Below are 14,737 nucleotides of genomic sequence, written 5' to 3'. Positions count from 1 at the left end.
GGAACTCTAACCCCTGTCGCGTCATGCGGAGTCCGCACTGTCCCGTTCTCTGTCGGCGTGTCACTGGTAGAGGCTGACAAGTCCTATGTTTCGCTGTTTGTCCGCTGCCTGCATCCGGGACCTGACAAGCAGCGACGCCCGCCCGCAGCCCGTTACGGCCGTCGCAAAGGCTCCGCCAAGCCGTCATGGTCGACGGGGCCGCTTTCGTCCAATTACCTGAAGGTTCGGTGAGACAGTGCCATCTTCGGTCAGAGACACACTCAGCCACTATCTCGCCCACGTCGCCGCACTCACGCCCGACGAAACAGCCTTCACGTTCGTCGACCACAGCACCGACACCGCGGGCATCCCCACCTCGCTGACCTGGGGGCAGGTCGAGGAGCGGGTACGCCGCCTCGCCACCGGCCTGCGCCACGCAGGCGCAGCGGGCGAAAGGGTGGCAATCGTCGCGCCGCAAAGCCTTGAATACATCGTCGGGTTCCTCGCGGCTTCCTGCGCCGGAGCCGTTGCCGTTCCCCTTTTCCCCCCGACCCTGCCGGGGCATGAGGACAAGCTCGCAGCGGTTCTCCAGGACGCCGCCCCCAAATTCGCGCTGACGGTCGAGGGCCAGCGCACTCGCCTGACGGACTTCTGCGCGAGGCACGGCGTTCCCTCCGGCTGCCGCGTCATCACGGAGCGGGAACTGCGGGAGGCTGCCGCACCGCCCTCCCCCGAGCCGCGCCACCCCCAACCCGACGATGTGGCCTACCTGCAGTACACCTCGGGCTCCACCCGCATCCCGACAGGTGTGGAGATCACACACGCGAACGTCTGCGTGAACGCCCGTCAGGCGCTCGAGGCGTACGACCTCCGACGAGGCCGCAACTGCGCCGTGGGATGGCTGCCGCTCTACCACGACATGGGACTCGTGCTGGCGGTCGCCCTCCCGATCGTCGGCCACATGGCCTCCGTCCTCATGGACTCACTGGCGTTCGTCCAGCAGCCGGTGCGCTGGCTGCGGCTGCTGAGCCGGCACCCCGGAGCCATCACCGCCGCCCCCAACTTCGCCTACGACTACTGCGTTCAGCGGGTGACGGCAGAAGAACGGGCCGGACTGTCCCTGGGGCACGTCGCCGCGATGGTCAATGGGAGCGAGCCCATCGGGCCGCGCACCCTCGAGCGCTTCCAGGCGGCCTTCTCCTCCGCCGGCATGATGCGGACCACCATGCGCCCCTCCTACGGGCTGGCCGAGGCGACCGTGTTCGTCTGCGCTTCACCGACGGGGGAGGAGCCGACCGTCACCCCCTTCGACCGAGAGGCCATCGGGCAGGGAATCGCCCGCACCGTCATCACCACCGACGGCCAGGCCGTGGCCGAACTCGTGGCGTGCGGCCGGCCGACCGGCCAGGAGATCGCCATCGTCGATCCCGCGACCTGCCGGCCCCTGGAAGACGGCCACATCGGTGAGATCTGGCTGCGCGGCCCCAACATCGGGCGCGGCTACTGGGGCCGTCCCGATCAGAGCGAGGCGGCCTTCCGCGCGACGCCGCACGGCGACGACTCGCGCACGTACTGGCTGCGCACGGGGGATCTGGGGGTGTGGCACGACAAGCAGCTCTACGTCACCGGGCGCCTGAAGGACCTGGTGATCATCGACGGCACCAACCACTATCCGCACGACATCGAAGAAACGGTTCAGGACGCGCATCCGGCCGTTCGCCCCCACCACATCGCCGCGTTCGCCGTGGCCGGCGGCGACGGGGAGAGCCTGGTCGTCGTGGCCGAACACGGCCGGGACGTCAGCGATCCGCAGAGCATCGCGCAGGAGGCGACGCGTGCCGTACGGGCGGCGGTCGCCACCCGGCACGGTGTGGCCATCCACGATTTCGTCCTGGTGCCGCCCGGCGCGGTCCCGCACACCACCAGCGGAAAAGTCGCCCGCAGCACATGCCGCGAACGGTATCTCGCAGGGGACTGGCCGGCGGGCCCGGGCGCCTGAGCGCGGCATCGACCCGTACCACATGAGAGTGCACGCAGGGAGAGAGCGATGGAACCAGACAGGGAACCGGCCGCAGCGTCCGGGCAGAAGCCGGTGACCGAGGCCGGGCTACGGGCCACCCTGCGCCGGCTCATCACCGAGACCTGCGGCATCCCACCGGCTGAACTCGACGACACCCGGCCTTTGACCGAATACGGTCTGACGTCCCGCGTCGCCGTCGCGCTCACCGGATACCTGGAACGAGCACTGGACAGACCGCTGCCGGCCACGCTGCTGTGGGAGAACCCGACCGTGGAGCGGCTGGTACGGCATCTGACCACCGTTCAGCGGCCCGAGCCGGCCACGGGAGACCCCGCCGAGTCCCACGAGACCCGCCCGGCCGCGGCCGACGCCCGCCCGGCCCGCAACGCGGCCGGGACACCCCCGCAGACCTGCCCCATCGCTGTCATCGGCATCGGCTGCCGCCTTCCCGGCGGCGTCGAAGGACCGGACGCGCTGTGGCGGCACCTGCTGGCGGGAAGCGATCTCGTCGGTCACGTCCCGGCCGAACGCTGGCGGGACTTCGCAACCGGCCCCGGCGCCGCCGCCCTGATGGAACGCACCCCCCGGCAAGGCGCCTTCCTCGACGGCATCGAGACCTTCGACGCGGACCACTTCGGCATCACCCCGCGCGAAGCCGAAGTCATGGACCCCCAACAGCGCCTCCTGCTGGAAGTCGCGTGCGAAGCCCTCGACCACGCAGGACGGCCGGCCCACACCCTCGAGGGCACCGACACCGGGGTGTTCGTCGGCCTCAGCGCCCTCGAGTACGGGCATCTGACCACGGCGGACCCCACCCGGCTCACCCCCTGGACCAGCACCGGAGCCGCGGGAAGCATCGCCGCCAACCGGCTGTCGTACCTGTTCGACCTGCACGGTCCGAGCCTGACCGTCGACACGGCCTGCTCGTCGTCGCTGGTGGCGGTGCACCAGGCATGCCGGAGTCTGCGCGACGGCGAGTGCGACACGGCACTGGCAGCAGGCGTCAACGTGCTCCTGACCCCCACCGTCACCGCTTCCTTCGCACAGGCCGGCGCGCTGGCGGCGGACGGACGCTGCAAACCGTTCGACGCCGCGGCGGACGGCATCACCCGGGGCGAGGGCTGCGGGGTCGTCGTCCTGAAGCGGCTGGCCGACGCCCAGCGCGACGGCGACCGGATCCTCGCCGTCGTCAAAGGCTCGGCGGTCAACTCCGACGGCCGCTCGGCCGGGCTGATGGCACCCAACCCCGCGGCTCAGAAGAGCCTTCTGCGCGGCGCACTCAGCGACGCGCAGGCCGAAGCCGACAGCATCGACTACGTCGAGACACACGGCACCGGCACCCTGCTGGGAGACCCCATGGAGGCCGGCTCGCTGGGTGCCGTCCTCGGCGGGGCCAGGACGGCCGACCGACCGCTGCTCATCGGCTCCGTGAAGAGCAACCTGGGCCATCTGGAAGGCGCCGCCGGCATCGTCGGATTCATCAAGACGGTACTGGCCCTCCATCACGACCGCATCCCGCACACCCTGCACTTCCGCACGCCCAACCCGCACATCGACTTCACCGGGCTGCGGCTGCGCGTCGTGACGGAGCCCACCGCCTGGCCGGAAGGAAGTCCCCGCCCGGCTCGGGCCGGCGTGTCCGCCTTCGGCTTCGGGGGCACCAACGCGCACGTCATCCTCGAACGGGCGCCCGCACACTCTCCGAGCGGCGAGATCCACCCACCGCACGCCGAAGACGACGACGATCACCCGGGGATTCCGCATGTCCTCATCGTCTCGGCCCGGTCCGCGGACCGGATCGGCGACGCGGCAGAGAGCCTCGCCCGAAGGACGGCGGCCGACGGCGCGCCCACGCTCAGGGACCTCTCGCACACCCTCGCCCGCTTTCGCAGGGGGCCCGCGTGCGCCGCCGTCGTCGCCCGCACCCGACAAGAGGCGACCGGCCGGCTCGCGGCTCTGGCCCGCGGGGAAGAAGTCACCGGCCTCGTGGCGCCCCGCACCGACAACGCCGACCGACGCTCGTCCGGCACCCGCCGCCCGGTCTTCGTCTTCTCCGGGCACGGCTCCCAGTGGCAGGGGATGGGACTGCACCTCATGCGGGACGACCCGCTGTTCGCCGAGGCGGTCCGCGAACTGGATCCCCTCTACGAAGCCGAGACGGGCGCCTCCCTGACGGACCTGCTCTCCCTGCCCGAATCCGGCACCGGCGTCGACCACGTCCAGCCCCTGCTGTTCGGTATGCAGATCGCCCTGTCCCGAACCCTGCGGTCCTACGGTGTGCTCCCCGCCGCCGTCATCGGTCACTCGATGGGAGAAGTGGGCGCCGCCGTCACCGCCGGAGCCCTGGCCCCGGCCGACGGCCTGCGTGTCATCCTCCGCCGGTCGGCGCAGCTCGCCACCATCGACACCGAGCGGGCCGGCGCCATGGCCGCCGTGGAACTGCCCGACCAGGACCGCGAGCAGGTCCTGTCGCGATTTCCGGGGACCGAGATCGCCGTGCACGCGTCACCCCGCAGATGCACGGTCACCGGGCCGGCCGACACCGTGCGGCGCATGGTCGACGCAGTGACCGCCGAAGGCGGATTCGCCCGGCTTCTGGAGGTCGGAGCAGCGGGGCATTCGCCCGCGGTGGACCCCGTCGTGGCGACGCTACGGGAAGCCCTGAGCGGGCTGCGCCCCCGCACGCCGGACGTCCCCTGGTACAGCACCGTGCTCGACGACCCCCGCGCCGAGGTGCAGGCGGACGCCGCCTACTGGTGTGCCAATGTCCGCCGTCCGGTACGCCTGCAACAGGCGGTGCTCGCCGCCGCCGCGGACGGACACGACCTGTTCCTGGAGGTCTCACCGCACGCCGTCGCCCTCATCCCCCTGCGTGAAACGTTGCAGGCAGACCAGGACGACCCCCCGGCGGTGGTGGTTCCCACGCTGCACAGGCACCGCGACGAGGCGACCGACCTGCGCACGGCGCTGGCCCGACTGCACCTCGCAGGGGTGCCGTTGAACGAGGACGTCGTGTGGCCCCAGGGCACGCGGGTGGCGCTCCCCAGTCCCGCCTGGCGCCACGAACGCCACTGGTTCGGCCGCCGCGGCTCCGCCACCACGTCATCCGCCGCGAGCCACCCCTTGCTGGGGCTTCGCGTCGACGACCCCCGCACGGGGGCCGTTCTGTGGCAGGCCGACGTCGGTACGGACACCACGCACGCCTCCCGTCGCCGCATCCACGGCCGCCCCGTACTCGACCTGGCCGCGGCCGCCGCACTCCTGATCGCGGCAGCGCAGGAGATCCACGGTCGTGACGGCATCGACGACCTTCGCATCGAGGAACTGTCCATCCACCGATGGCTGCCCCTGTCCGGCAGCACACCGGCCACCATCGTCTGGGAGCCGGCCGGCCCCCACGCGAGGGTCACGATCAACTCCCGTGTCACGGACGGCGCATGGCACTGCCACGCGTCGGCCCGGCTGCACACCGACCGCGTTCCACCCCCGGCCGGCCCTTCCACCGCGCCCTCGGCCCTCGTCAGCCACTCGACCTTCACCGCGGGGGAGGAACCCGCCCGGCATTCCCCCCACGAAGAGCTCCTCGCGGCGGTGCTGTACGCGCCGGTCGAAGCCGCCACGGCCGGCTTCGGACACGACACCTCCCACGACACCTCCCACGACGACTCCGCTTCCGCCGAGATCGTCCCGGCCGCTCTGCGGTGCCTGCATGTCCAGGGCCTCGCTCCGGATGGCCCGACCTACGACGTCCAGTGCTTCCCGGACCCCGGGACGACCACCGGACCGGCGGCCGGTACAGACCCCGACAGCGGTGATCCCGGCCCCTACTGGAACGTCGTGGCGACCGGATCACAGACCCGGATCACGGCACAACACCTGGAACTGCGTCCGACCCGACGCGACGAGGTGCCGCAGCACCTCGACGCGCTCGTCCACGAGATCCAGTGGCGGAAGTCCCCCGTTCCGCTCCCGGGACGACTGGGCAGCGCCCTGCTGCTGGCCGGCGATTCCACGACCGGCGAAGGCACCCTGGCCGCCGAGCTGAGCGCCGCACTGGAAGCCGAGAACGTGCGGACGACCGTCCACGTCGGTCGGGCCGTGGACGACGGGCCTCTGATCGAGGACTGGCTGAAGAGCACCGGGCAGGGCGATCCCGGCGCCGTGGTGCTGCTGCTGACCGCACGGACCGGGTCCGACGCCGCGGACGCCCTGCACGCGGCCGCGCAGACCGCACGACACCTTGCCTCCCGCGGCTCTCGCGCACCGCAACCGCCCCGGCTCTGGCTGGTCACCGTGCAGGCCCGAGCCGTGACACCGGACGAGGCCGGTGAGCCGCACCTAGCCTGTCTGCGCGGTCTTGTTCGCGTGCTGGCCCTCGAGGAACCCGCCCTGCGGACCTGTCTGGTGGACATCGACACCCAGCCCCAGAGCGTCGACGACCTCGCACGGGAACTGCTCGGCGACAGTCCCGAGGACGAGGTGGTCCTGAGAGCCGGCACCCGCCTGGTCGCCCGCCTCGCCCGCGCGGACCTGACGGAGCAGCAGTACGAGGCGCCCTTCGCCCGCCGGGACGGCGCCTACCTCATCACCGGTGGCCTCACCGGCCTCGGCCTGGAAACGGCCCGTCGCCTCGCCGAACAGGGAGCCGGCCGCCTGGTCCTCAACGGACGGCGGCCCGCCACCCCCGAAAGCGAGGCGGTCATCGCCGAACTACGCTCTCTCGGCACGTCCGTCGCCGTCGTGCAGGGAGACATCGCGGATCCGGACGTGGCGCCGCGCCTGGTGCAAGCGGCCGTCCATGAGGGACACACGCTGCGCGGCGTCGCCCACTGCGCCGCCGTCCTGCACGACCGCATGATCACCGACCTCGAGCCCGCCGACATCGACACCGTGCTGCGGCCCAAAGTGACCGGCGCCCTCCATCTCGAGGCAGCCCTCGCCTCTCACGACATCGACTGGTGGGTGTCGTACAGCTCCGCGGCCGCGCTGCTCGGCTCACCCGGACAAGCCGCCTACGCGGCCGCCAACGCCTGGCTGGACGCGATCGCGCAGCACCGCAGAGCGGAAGGCAGGCCCGCCGTCTCGATCGCCTGGGGCCCCTGGAGCGACACCGGTGGTGCGCCCGCACACCGGGCCCTCGCTCTGGACTACCTCTCCGTGCCCGAGGGACTGGACGCCCTGCAGACGCTCATCGTCCACAACCGCACGCACACCGGCGTGGTCCCACTCGACGCCCAACGCCTGCTGGAGGCCTTCCCGGGCCTGTCCGCCCTTCCCTTCTTCGCCGAGAGCCTCCGCACCGACGCGACCGCCATGGAGGACTGGGCCGGCCCCGCCGGGATCGACTCCCTCGGCGAGGCCGCGGCGGACCTGGTGTACGCGCGCCTGGTCAAACGGACGGCGGCCATCATGGGCTTCGGCGTGGCCGATCTGAACGAAGCGGTTCCGCTCACCGAACTGGGCCTGGACTCGCTGATGGCCGTGCGCATCCGAAACGCCGCCCGGCAGGACTTCGCCGTCGAGCTTCCCTCGGACCTCATGCTGCGCGGCGCGACGCTGCGCGAGATCGGTGAGAGCGTCCTCGAAGGGCTCGGACTGGGGCTCGGACCGGGGCTCGGACCGGAACGCGACGCGGAAGACGGGGCGACCTCACCGGCGCCGCCGGACGCGCCCCAGGACGCCACAGCCTCGTCGAGCGTCGCTCCGCCCGAGCTGCCGGGCACGATCCAACCCCGTGACGCCGCCGAGCGCCTGGTGGCCGGTGCCTGGGCGGAAGTCCTGCGGGAGCGCCCCGCCGACGTCCGCGCCGACTTCGTCTCGGCAGGAGGGGACGAGCGCGCGGCCGGAGCACTCGTCGACGTGATCCGCCGGCGTCTGGGGGACGCACGCCCGAGCCTCACCGCCGAGACCGTGCTCGGGCAACGGACCGTCGCCGCCATCGCGGAACTGATCCGGCCGACGGTCAACCCGACCGGTGAGTCACCGGTCAACGTCCTGCGCCCGCCCCTGCCGGGCGCCTTCGAGCTCCCGCTGTTCACCTTCCACCCCGCCGGGGGGCCCACCTCGGTCTATCAGCCCCTCACCCAACTGCTTCCCCCTGACCAGGCCGTGTACGGCATGGAACGGCTGGACGGCGTCGGCACGATGGAGGACAAGGCCGCGCACTACCTCACCCTCATCAGGGAGCTCCAGCCGCGAGGCCCCTACCGGCTCCTCGGCTGGTCCTTCGGCGGCTGCCTGGCGTACGAGACGGCACAACAGCTGACGGACGCCGGCGAAGCCGTCGACTTCCTCGGACTCATCGACACCATCCTGCCCGCCGCCCTTCCGGACCTCGACTCACGGGACCTGCTGCTGCGACGCTTCGGCCGGTTCGCCGAATACATCGAGAAAACGTACGGACACCGCCTGGACCTGGACTACGACGAACTCGCCGCCACCCCCGACGACCAGCAGATCGACGTGGTGATGCGCCTGGTGGCCGAAGCGGGCCTCGACATGAGCCCGGGCATCATGGAGCACCAGCGAACCTCGTACATCGACGCCAGGGTCGGCGAGCGCTACACGCCCCGCCCCTACGACGGTCACGTGGTCCTCTACCGCGCCCAGCAGGCCCAACCGCTCACCACGGCGCTCGACCCGCGCTACCTGAGGAAGGAAGCCGACCTCGGCTGGGCGCCTCTGTGCCCGTCTCTCGAAGTCGTCCCGGTCGAGGGCGACCACCTCTCCCTCATCGACCCGCCGAGCGTCGCCACGATCGCGCGCCACCTCAGGCAGTCCCTCGCGGCTCCCTCATAGACCCACCGGCCGGCCGCACCGACAGCGAGGACGGCGTGCCACACGGCACGCCGTCCTCAGCACGTGGTCAGTTGTTGAAGGAGGGCTGCGTCCAGGTTCGGAACGCGTTCAGACGCCGCTCGTCGATGCGGGCCCGCGCATCCGGATCGGTGACACCCGTGCCGGGGCCGGCAGCGAGACACAGCACTCCGACCTTTCCGATGTGGTTGTTGGTCTGGACACTCCGAGCCGCCTCGCCGACCTCGTCCAGCCGATACGTTCTGGACAAGGCCGGAACCAGGTGTCCCAGCGCGAGGAGACGGTTGACCTCGCACTGTTCATGCAGATTGGCGCCGTGGCTTCCGATGATCCGCTTCAGGCGCATCCACAGATACCTGTTGTCGTAAGAGTGTTCATATCCGGTGCTCGACCCGCAGGTGACCACAGTGCCTCCCCTACGGGCAACGAATACGGATGCGGCGAAGGTCTTCTTTCCGACGTGCTCGAAGACGATGTGCGGGTCCTCTCCGACGGCGGCACGAATTGCCTTCCCCAGTCTCTTCCAGCCGTCGGGGCGTTGGAGAACCGTCGGATCTCCCTCTTCGATGTCATTGCGGTTGATGACGGCCTTGCATCCGAGGGATCCGAGTACTTCCGCTTTCTCGGCGGAATTCACCACGCCGACGGGAATGCCGCCCCCGTTGATCACGAGCTGGATGGCGTAGGCACCCAGGCCGCCGGTCGCGCCCCAGACGAGAACGACGTCGCCCTGCTTCATCTGTGCCCCGCGGTCACTGACCAGCATGCGGTACGCGGTACTCGCGCACAGCGGATTGACGGCTGCCTCCTCCCAGGTGAGCGCGGCAGGCTTCGCCATCAGCTGGCTGGCCCGCACGATCGCGTAATGTGCCAGCCCTCCGAAGTTCGTCTCGAAACCCCAGGCCTTCTGCCCCTCGCCGAGCATCCCGTCCCGGTGGGTGTCGGGTTCCTGTTCATCGACATAGACGGGCGAGACGACGACGTGGTCACCCACCTTCCACCTGCGTACGGACGACCCTGTCCGGACGATGACGCCCGCGGCATCGGAGCCCACAATCTGGTAAGGAAGGTCGTGGCGCGCATCCCAGCCGCCGTTCTTTCCCATCTGCTTCAGGAACTGAAATGTGGGGAGCGGCTCGAACATCGCGGTCCACACGGTGTTGTAGTTGATCGAGCTCGCCATCACTGCGATGAGGGCCTCGTCGGGCGCCAGTTCCGGCATGGGTACCTGATCGACGAACAGGGACTTTCGCACGTCTTTGTCGTCCATGTTCTGGAAGGTGTTGACGTCCGCTTCTCGCACAGTGGCGGCGGGGAAATAGTCCGGCACCGGGAGGCTCTCGAGATCCGCGGCATCGGCGCCTGCGAGGACGGCGTCGGACATGGGTGAATGCATCGCTGCTCCCTTTGGTGGTACCGGGACATGAGCTCGGCGCGGGTTCGGCGGTCCATGAGCGGGTTCGGCGGTCCATGAGTGGGACCTTCTCCTGATAAGCATCTACATTTGCTTTGTCGGTGGCGCAACCGCAGGAGAAGGGCATACGCCGACCGTTGGCAGAAGAAGCAGGTCAGGCAGTCCCGTCGCATACGTGTTATCGGCACGGTGTGCCCGAAGGGGCTAATCTCGATCGTTCATGAGTCCTCGCTCGTTGGTTGACGGGGACACTGTGCCTGTGCGGTGATTGCGTGGGTGATGACGCGCGGAGCCAGTGGCGGCGGCCGGTGTTCACGAGTTGCCCGGCGGCGGAGAACAGCCGGAAACGGAGCCCTTTGGGTTCCCAGCGGCGAGCGTCGCCGTTCAGTGCGAGCATCGGCCTACAGGCCAGGAGGTCGAGCGCGATGGAGAGTTGCTCAACACGGTGGCCCAGGCCGACGGCGAAGGGCCGGCGGCTGCTGCAGATGCTCACCCCGAGAGCGGTCGAGCTCCTCGTGCGGGGCGCCGACGGCGAGAGCACCCGCCTGGAAGCGGCGGCCCTGGCGGCCCGGACGGGCCTCCTGGACCGCGCGGGCCCCCTCCCGCACACCCCCCGCACCACGGAGGACACCACCGGAGGCCACCCATGACGACCCGCACGGTCATAGGCCGGGGCGCGCGCCTGGGCGTGCTGATCGGCGCATGGCCCGCAGGAATCGCCGGCACCCTGTGCCTCGTGGTGTCGTTCGTCTTCCTGACGGGCGGCCAGGAGGGAACAGCGCGGGCACTGCTCTCCGCGGCCGCGTTCGCCGTACTGGCAAGCATGGCGGTGGGTGTCACCGTGGGCACCGCGACCGGCCTCGCTCTGGCGCTGGCCCCCCGCCGACTGCTGGCATGCCCACTGCTACGAGGCCTGCTCGCGGGCGTCACCGCGGCCCTGCCCGTGGCACTGCTGTCCGTCGCCACCCTGACCGGAGACGGCTACACCCTCGCGAGCTACCCGCCCTCGATCCACCTCCTCAACCTGTCCGCGACGCTGACGATCGCCCTGGTGGCGGCGGCACACAGCGGAGACATCGCCGGCTGTGGCGCCGATCACTGAGGGACGGCGATGAGTTTCTCTGCGATCCGCAGTCGGAGATCATGACTGAACCGCCCCGACACACCGAGGAACCTCAGATGCGCACTCTGATCAGCACCGCTTTCATCTCGCTCGACGGCGTCGTGGAGGCCCCGGGCGGCGAGCCCGGTTACCGGAACGCCGGATGGACCTTCAAGGACATCGAGTTCCTCCCCGAGGCGTTCGACATCAAGGGCCGGGAGCAGTCGGAAGCCACCGCGATGCTGCTGGGCCGCACCAGTTACGAGGCGTTCAGCCCCGTGTGGCCCGACATGGAGGACTTCGCCGACTACAAGGTGATGCCGAAGTACGTCGTCTCCACCACCCTCACCGAGGACGACCTGGTGTCGAACTGGGGCGAGACGACGATCCTGCGCTCGCTCGACGACGTCGCCGCGCTGAAGGAGACCGAGGGCGGCCCGATCATCGTCCACGGCAGCGCCTCCCTGAACCAGGCCCTTTCGGACGCCGGCCTGATCGACCGCTACCACCTGCTCGTCTTCCCGCTCCTGCTCGGCGCGGGCAAGCGGCTCTTCAGCGCCACGGACAAGGACACCCAGAAGCTGAAGCTCGTCGAGCACGAGGCCTACGCCAACGGTCTTCAGAAGAACGTCTTCGACGTCGTCCGCTGAGGTGCGAGTCCGGCGCGTATGCCTGCCAGGAGGTGGGCGAGGGCGACGGGGGTGGTGGTGAGGGCGGTAGCCGGGGTGTCGCTCTCGCGGAGGTGGAGGGTGGTGGGGGAGGCGGCTAGTTCGACGCAGGCGTTACCCTCGGCGCCGCCGGAGAACGTGGACTTCTGCCAGGACGCGGCGAGTTCGACGCAGGTGTCTCCTTCGCCGCCGTCGGAGAACGTCGACTTCTGCCAGCGCAGGGTGTGGTTCATGGGGTGCCTCACAGCTCCTTCGTCAGGCGGTGGATGAAGTCCCGCGACGCCACCGGGTCCAGCGATGCGTCCTCCACTTTACGAAGGAGTGTTCGGAGCCGTTCCAACTGCGGTTCCGCATCAATGAACACGACACCGGTGGGGGCGTCCCGGAGGCCGGTGTCCAGTCGGGTCACCGGGCCGCCCGCGTACACCATCGAGGCTCCGGCACCGGCGAAGCCGTCCTGATCGGTGGGGATTACGCGGACCGTGACGTGGCCCTGCTCGATCTGGTCGAGAATCCACCGGAGTTGAGCGAGGCAGGCCGGACGGTCGGCCACGCGGATGCGCAGGGCGAACTCGTGGACGATCGTCTCGTACGGAGTGGGAGCGTCGCCCTCGATGATGGAGCGCCTCCTCAACCGGTACTCGACTCGCGGCGCAAGCTCGCTATCGGGTAGCTCCGGACGCATGTACTTGAAGACCGCTCGGGCGTAGTCGGGGGTTTGGAGGAGTCCGGGGACGCGGTTGATGACGACCTCGTGCAGGAACGTCGCGTGGTGCTCGGCCTCGGCCACGTCGAGGTTCACCTGGGGCAGGACCCCGCGGTACTCGTCCCACCAACCGCGGGTGCGCTCGGTTGCCATAGCCACGAGCGCTTCGATCAATTCCCCGTCCGTGCAGGCGCAGTGAGCTGCCAGTCGACGCAGTCGTTCCTCGCTGATGCCCGAACTGCCGGCCTCGATCTGACTCATGTGCGCCGAACTCGATCCGAGGAGCCCGGCCACCTCCTTGGCGGGTTTTCCCGCGGCTTCCCGCAGTTTGCGCAGCTCGGAGCCCAGGCGGACCTGACGTGCCGTGGGCTGGTTCCGCATGGTCATCCGAATAACTGCCTCTCTGGGACTCCTCGTTCGGGGGACAGATTACGGGAGGCGGTTGCGGGGGTATGAATTTCTACCCTACCGTCGGTGACGCATCGCACACGCTGCGGAAGTGCACCGCTCCGTCCTGCCAGGACGGCTGAGGCATGCCACCGCGCGCGAAATCCCGCCACCCCCCACTTGGAGCTGCCCCATGCTCGAAACCGCCCCCACCCCCGACTCGTGGGAGTACTCCCTGTACATCCCCCACGACCCCCGCGCCGTCACCGTCTGCCGCCGCACCCTCCGCCTGATCCTCACCCTCCACGGCCTCGGTGGCCTCCTCGACACCGCCGAACTCCTCGCCTCGGAGTTGATGTCCAACACCGTCCTGCACACCAAGGGCCCCGCCTGCCTGCGCCTCCGTTTCCGGGACGGCGTCCTTCAGATCGGCGCGTGGGACGCGGACCCCGAACCCCCGGAGCCGCCAAGCAGGCTGGAGGAACTCGGCGACGCCGAAAGCGGCCGGGGCATGGCCCTGGTGCGGGCCTGCTCGGACCTCTGGCACTGGCAGCCGCTCTCCCGGATGGGCCACCGGGGCAAGCTCGTGTGGTGCGAACTGGCGGTCGCAGGGTAAGTCCGCCTGCTCTGCGGACCAGCCCGTGGGCCCAAGGGGGCAGGAACCGGGGCAGGTTGTGCGGGGCGAGGCGGGCGGTGAAGTCAATTCGCCAATGGTCAGGGCCACTTCACCCCGGAACGGCCCGAATGGCGTGGCTGATGAACCGCAGTACGATCCTCGCGCCCCACGTCGATTCAGGTTCCACGCCCGATCCCTCGCTCATGACCAGAAGGAACTCATGCGTAAATTGACGTCCACTGTCGTTACCGGCCTGATGGCGTTCGCCGGAATGGCCGGGATGATGAGCACGCCCGCCCAGGCGGCCGGGGAGCTGGAATACGTGGCTCTGGGGGATTCGTACACGTCCGGGGTCGGTGCCGGGTACTACGACAGCGCCAGCGGCGACTGCAGGCGCAGCACGATCAACTACCCGGCCCAGTGGGCGGCCGCGCACTCGGACTTCACGCTGAAGGACGTCTCCTGCAGTGGGGCGACCATCGCGGACGTGCGCAGCAACCAGCTGTCCGCCCTGAGCGCCGAAACCGACCTGGTCACTCTCACGGTGGGCGGCAACGACGCCCAGTTCGCCACCGTGGCCCAGGACTGCCTCGCCAAGAGCGACAGCTACTGCAGGACGGCCACCGACTGGATGTCGTACTACGCGAAGAACCAGCTGGTGACGGAACTCGCCGGCCTGTACAAGGACATCAAGGCCAAGGCTCCGGGCGCCGCGTTCGTCGTCCTCGGCTACCCGCAGACGATCTCCTCGACCGGGACCTGCCCCGTGATCGACCTGAGCTCCGCCAAGCGCACCGCCATGAACGGGCTGGCCGACGCGCTGGCCGAGGGCACCAAGGCCGCGGCGGCCAAGGAGCCGGCCTTCTTCGTCGACATGCGCGACACGTTCAAGGGCCACGGGGCATGCGGTTCCGACCCGTGGATCAACGACCTGACCGACGCGTCCTCGGTCTTCCACCCCAACCTGGCGGGCTACATGGCGGGCTACGCCGCGAAGCTCAACGAGACCACCGGCTGATCCCTCGGCTG

9 protein-coding genes and 2 pseudogenes are annotated in these 14,737 nt (G+C 69.8%); 7 read left to right on the top strand and 4 right to left on the bottom strand.

The window, feature by feature from the left end; translation table 11 throughout:
* The first annotated feature begins 235 nt into the window (after positions 1 to 235).
* Positions 236 to 1,978 carry a fatty acyl-AMP ligase gene (locus OG289_RS21325; RefSeq protein ID WP_327315622.1) on the top strand — a complete coding sequence of 581 codons (1,743 nt, stop codon included), beginning with the start codon at positions 236 to 238 and terminating at the stop codon, positions 1,976 to 1,978.
* Positions 1,979 to 2,026: 48 nt separating this feature from the next.
* Positions 2,027 to 8,797: an SDR family NAD(P)-dependent oxidoreductase gene (locus tag OG289_RS21320; protein ID WP_327315621.1), complete on the top strand. Its 6,771-nt coding sequence runs from the start codon at positions 2,027 to 2,029 to the stop codon at positions 8,795 to 8,797.
* Between the two features lie 67 nt (positions 8,798 to 8,864).
* On the opposite strand, the gene ccrA is transcribed toward OG289_RS21320, so the two are convergent.
* Together ccrA and OG289_RS21310 are read right to left on the bottom strand one after the other, a co-directional pair.
* Positions 8,865 to 10,199, bottom strand: coding sequence for a crotonyl-CoA carboxylase/reductase (gene ccrA / locus OG289_RS21315; RefSeq protein ID WP_327315620.1), 1,335 nt, complete (start codon positions 10,197 to 10,199; stop codon positions 8,865 to 8,867).
* Positions 10,200 to 10,515: 316 nt separating this feature from the next.
* Positions 10,516 to 10,662: pseudogene (locus tag OG289_RS21310) on the bottom strand (IS1380 family transposase); the annotation flags it as partial.
* On the opposite strand from OG289_RS21310, the pseudogene OG289_RS21305 reads away from it, so the two are divergent.
* The 3 genes and pseudogenes from OG289_RS21305 to OG289_RS21295 all read left to right on the top strand — a co-directional run.
* Positions 10,660 to 10,879, top strand: a pseudogene (locus OG289_RS21305) (DNA-binding response regulator); the annotation flags it as partial. The pseudogenes OG289_RS21310 and OG289_RS21305 overlap by 3 nt on opposite strands.
* Positions 10,876 to 11,331, top strand: a complete 456-nt coding sequence (locus OG289_RS21300) for a hypothetical protein (RefSeq protein WP_327315619.1) — start codon at positions 10,876 to 10,878, stop codon at positions 11,329 to 11,331. The pseudogene OG289_RS21305 and the gene OG289_RS21300, both read left to right, overlap by 4 nt.
* A 77-nt stretch (positions 11,332 to 11,408) precedes the next feature.
* Entirely contained in the window at positions 11,409 to 11,981 is a 573-nt protein-coding gene (locus OG289_RS21295) for a dihydrofolate reductase family protein (protein WP_327315618.1), read from the top strand.
* On the opposite strand, the gene OG289_RS21290 is transcribed toward OG289_RS21295, so the two are convergent.
* Complete coding sequence (locus OG289_RS21290; protein WP_327315617.1) at positions 11,951 to 12,232, bottom strand: DUF397 domain-containing protein; 282 nt, start codon at positions 12,230 to 12,232, stop codon at positions 11,951 to 11,953. The two genes, OG289_RS21295 and OG289_RS21290, sit on opposite strands and share 31 nt — an antisense overlap.
* 8 nt (positions 12,233 to 12,240) lie before the next feature.
* Positions 12,241 to 13,092, bottom strand: a complete 852-nt coding sequence (locus OG289_RS21285) for a helix-turn-helix domain-containing protein (RefSeq protein ID WP_327315616.1) — start codon at positions 13,090 to 13,092, stop codon at positions 12,241 to 12,243.
* Between the two features lie 193 nt (positions 13,093 to 13,285).
* Here OG289_RS21285 and OG289_RS21280 point away from each other — a divergent pair, with 193 nt between their 5' ends.
* Together OG289_RS21280 and OG289_RS21275 are read left to right on the top strand one after the other, a co-directional pair.
* Complete coding sequence (locus OG289_RS21280; RefSeq protein WP_327315615.1) at positions 13,286 to 13,708, top strand: ATP-binding protein; 423 nt, start codon at positions 13,286 to 13,288, stop codon at positions 13,706 to 13,708.
* Positions 13,709 to 13,928: 220 nt separating this feature from the next.
* Positions 13,929 to 14,726 (top strand): SGNH/GDSL hydrolase family protein, encoded by a 798-nt coding sequence (locus tag OG289_RS21275; RefSeq protein WP_327315614.1) that lies wholly within the window; start codon positions 13,929 to 13,931, stop codon positions 14,724 to 14,726.
* The last annotated feature ends 11 nt before the right edge of the window (positions 14,727 to 14,737 follow it).

The sequence above is a fragment of the Streptomyces sp. NBC_01235 genome, assembly GCF_035989285.1.
In the GTDB taxonomy this organism is placed as follows: Bacteria; Actinomycetota; Actinomycetes; order Streptomycetales; family Streptomycetaceae; genus Streptomyces.
This window is presented reverse-complemented; position numbering and strand designations above follow the sequence as displayed.

Excerpts from the sequence above, each read along its gene's own strand:
- OG289_RS21290 (WP_327315617.1), bottom strand. The coding sequence starts at position 12,232 with ATGAACCACACCCTGCGCTGGCAGAAGTCGACGTTCTCCGACGGCGGC.
- OG289_RS21295 (WP_327315618.1), top strand. The coding sequence starts at position 11,409 with ATGCGCACTCTGATCAGCACCGCTTTCATCTCGCTCGACGGCGTCGTG.
- OG289_RS21320 (WP_327315621.1), top strand. The coding sequence starts at position 2,027 with ATGGAACCAGACAGGGAACCGGCCGCAGCGTCCGGGCAGAAGCCGGTG.
- OG289_RS21275 (WP_327315614.1), top strand. The coding sequence starts at position 13,929 with ATGCGTAAATTGACGTCCACTGTCGTTACCGGCCTGATGGCGTTCGCC.
- OG289_RS21300 (WP_327315619.1), top strand. The coding sequence starts at position 10,876 with ATGACGACCCGCACGGTCATAGGCCGGGGCGCGCGCCTGGGCGTGCTG.
- OG289_RS21285 (WP_327315616.1), bottom strand. The coding sequence starts at position 13,092 with ATGACCATGCGGAACCAGCCCACGGCACGTCAGGTCCGCCTGGGCTCC.
- OG289_RS21280 (WP_327315615.1), top strand. The coding sequence starts at position 13,286 with ATGCTCGAAACCGCCCCCACCCCCGACTCGTGGGAGTACTCCCTGTAC.
- ccrA (WP_327315620.1), bottom strand. The coding sequence starts at position 10,199 with ATGTCCGACGCCGTCCTCGCAGGCGCCGATGCCGCGGATCTCGAGAGC.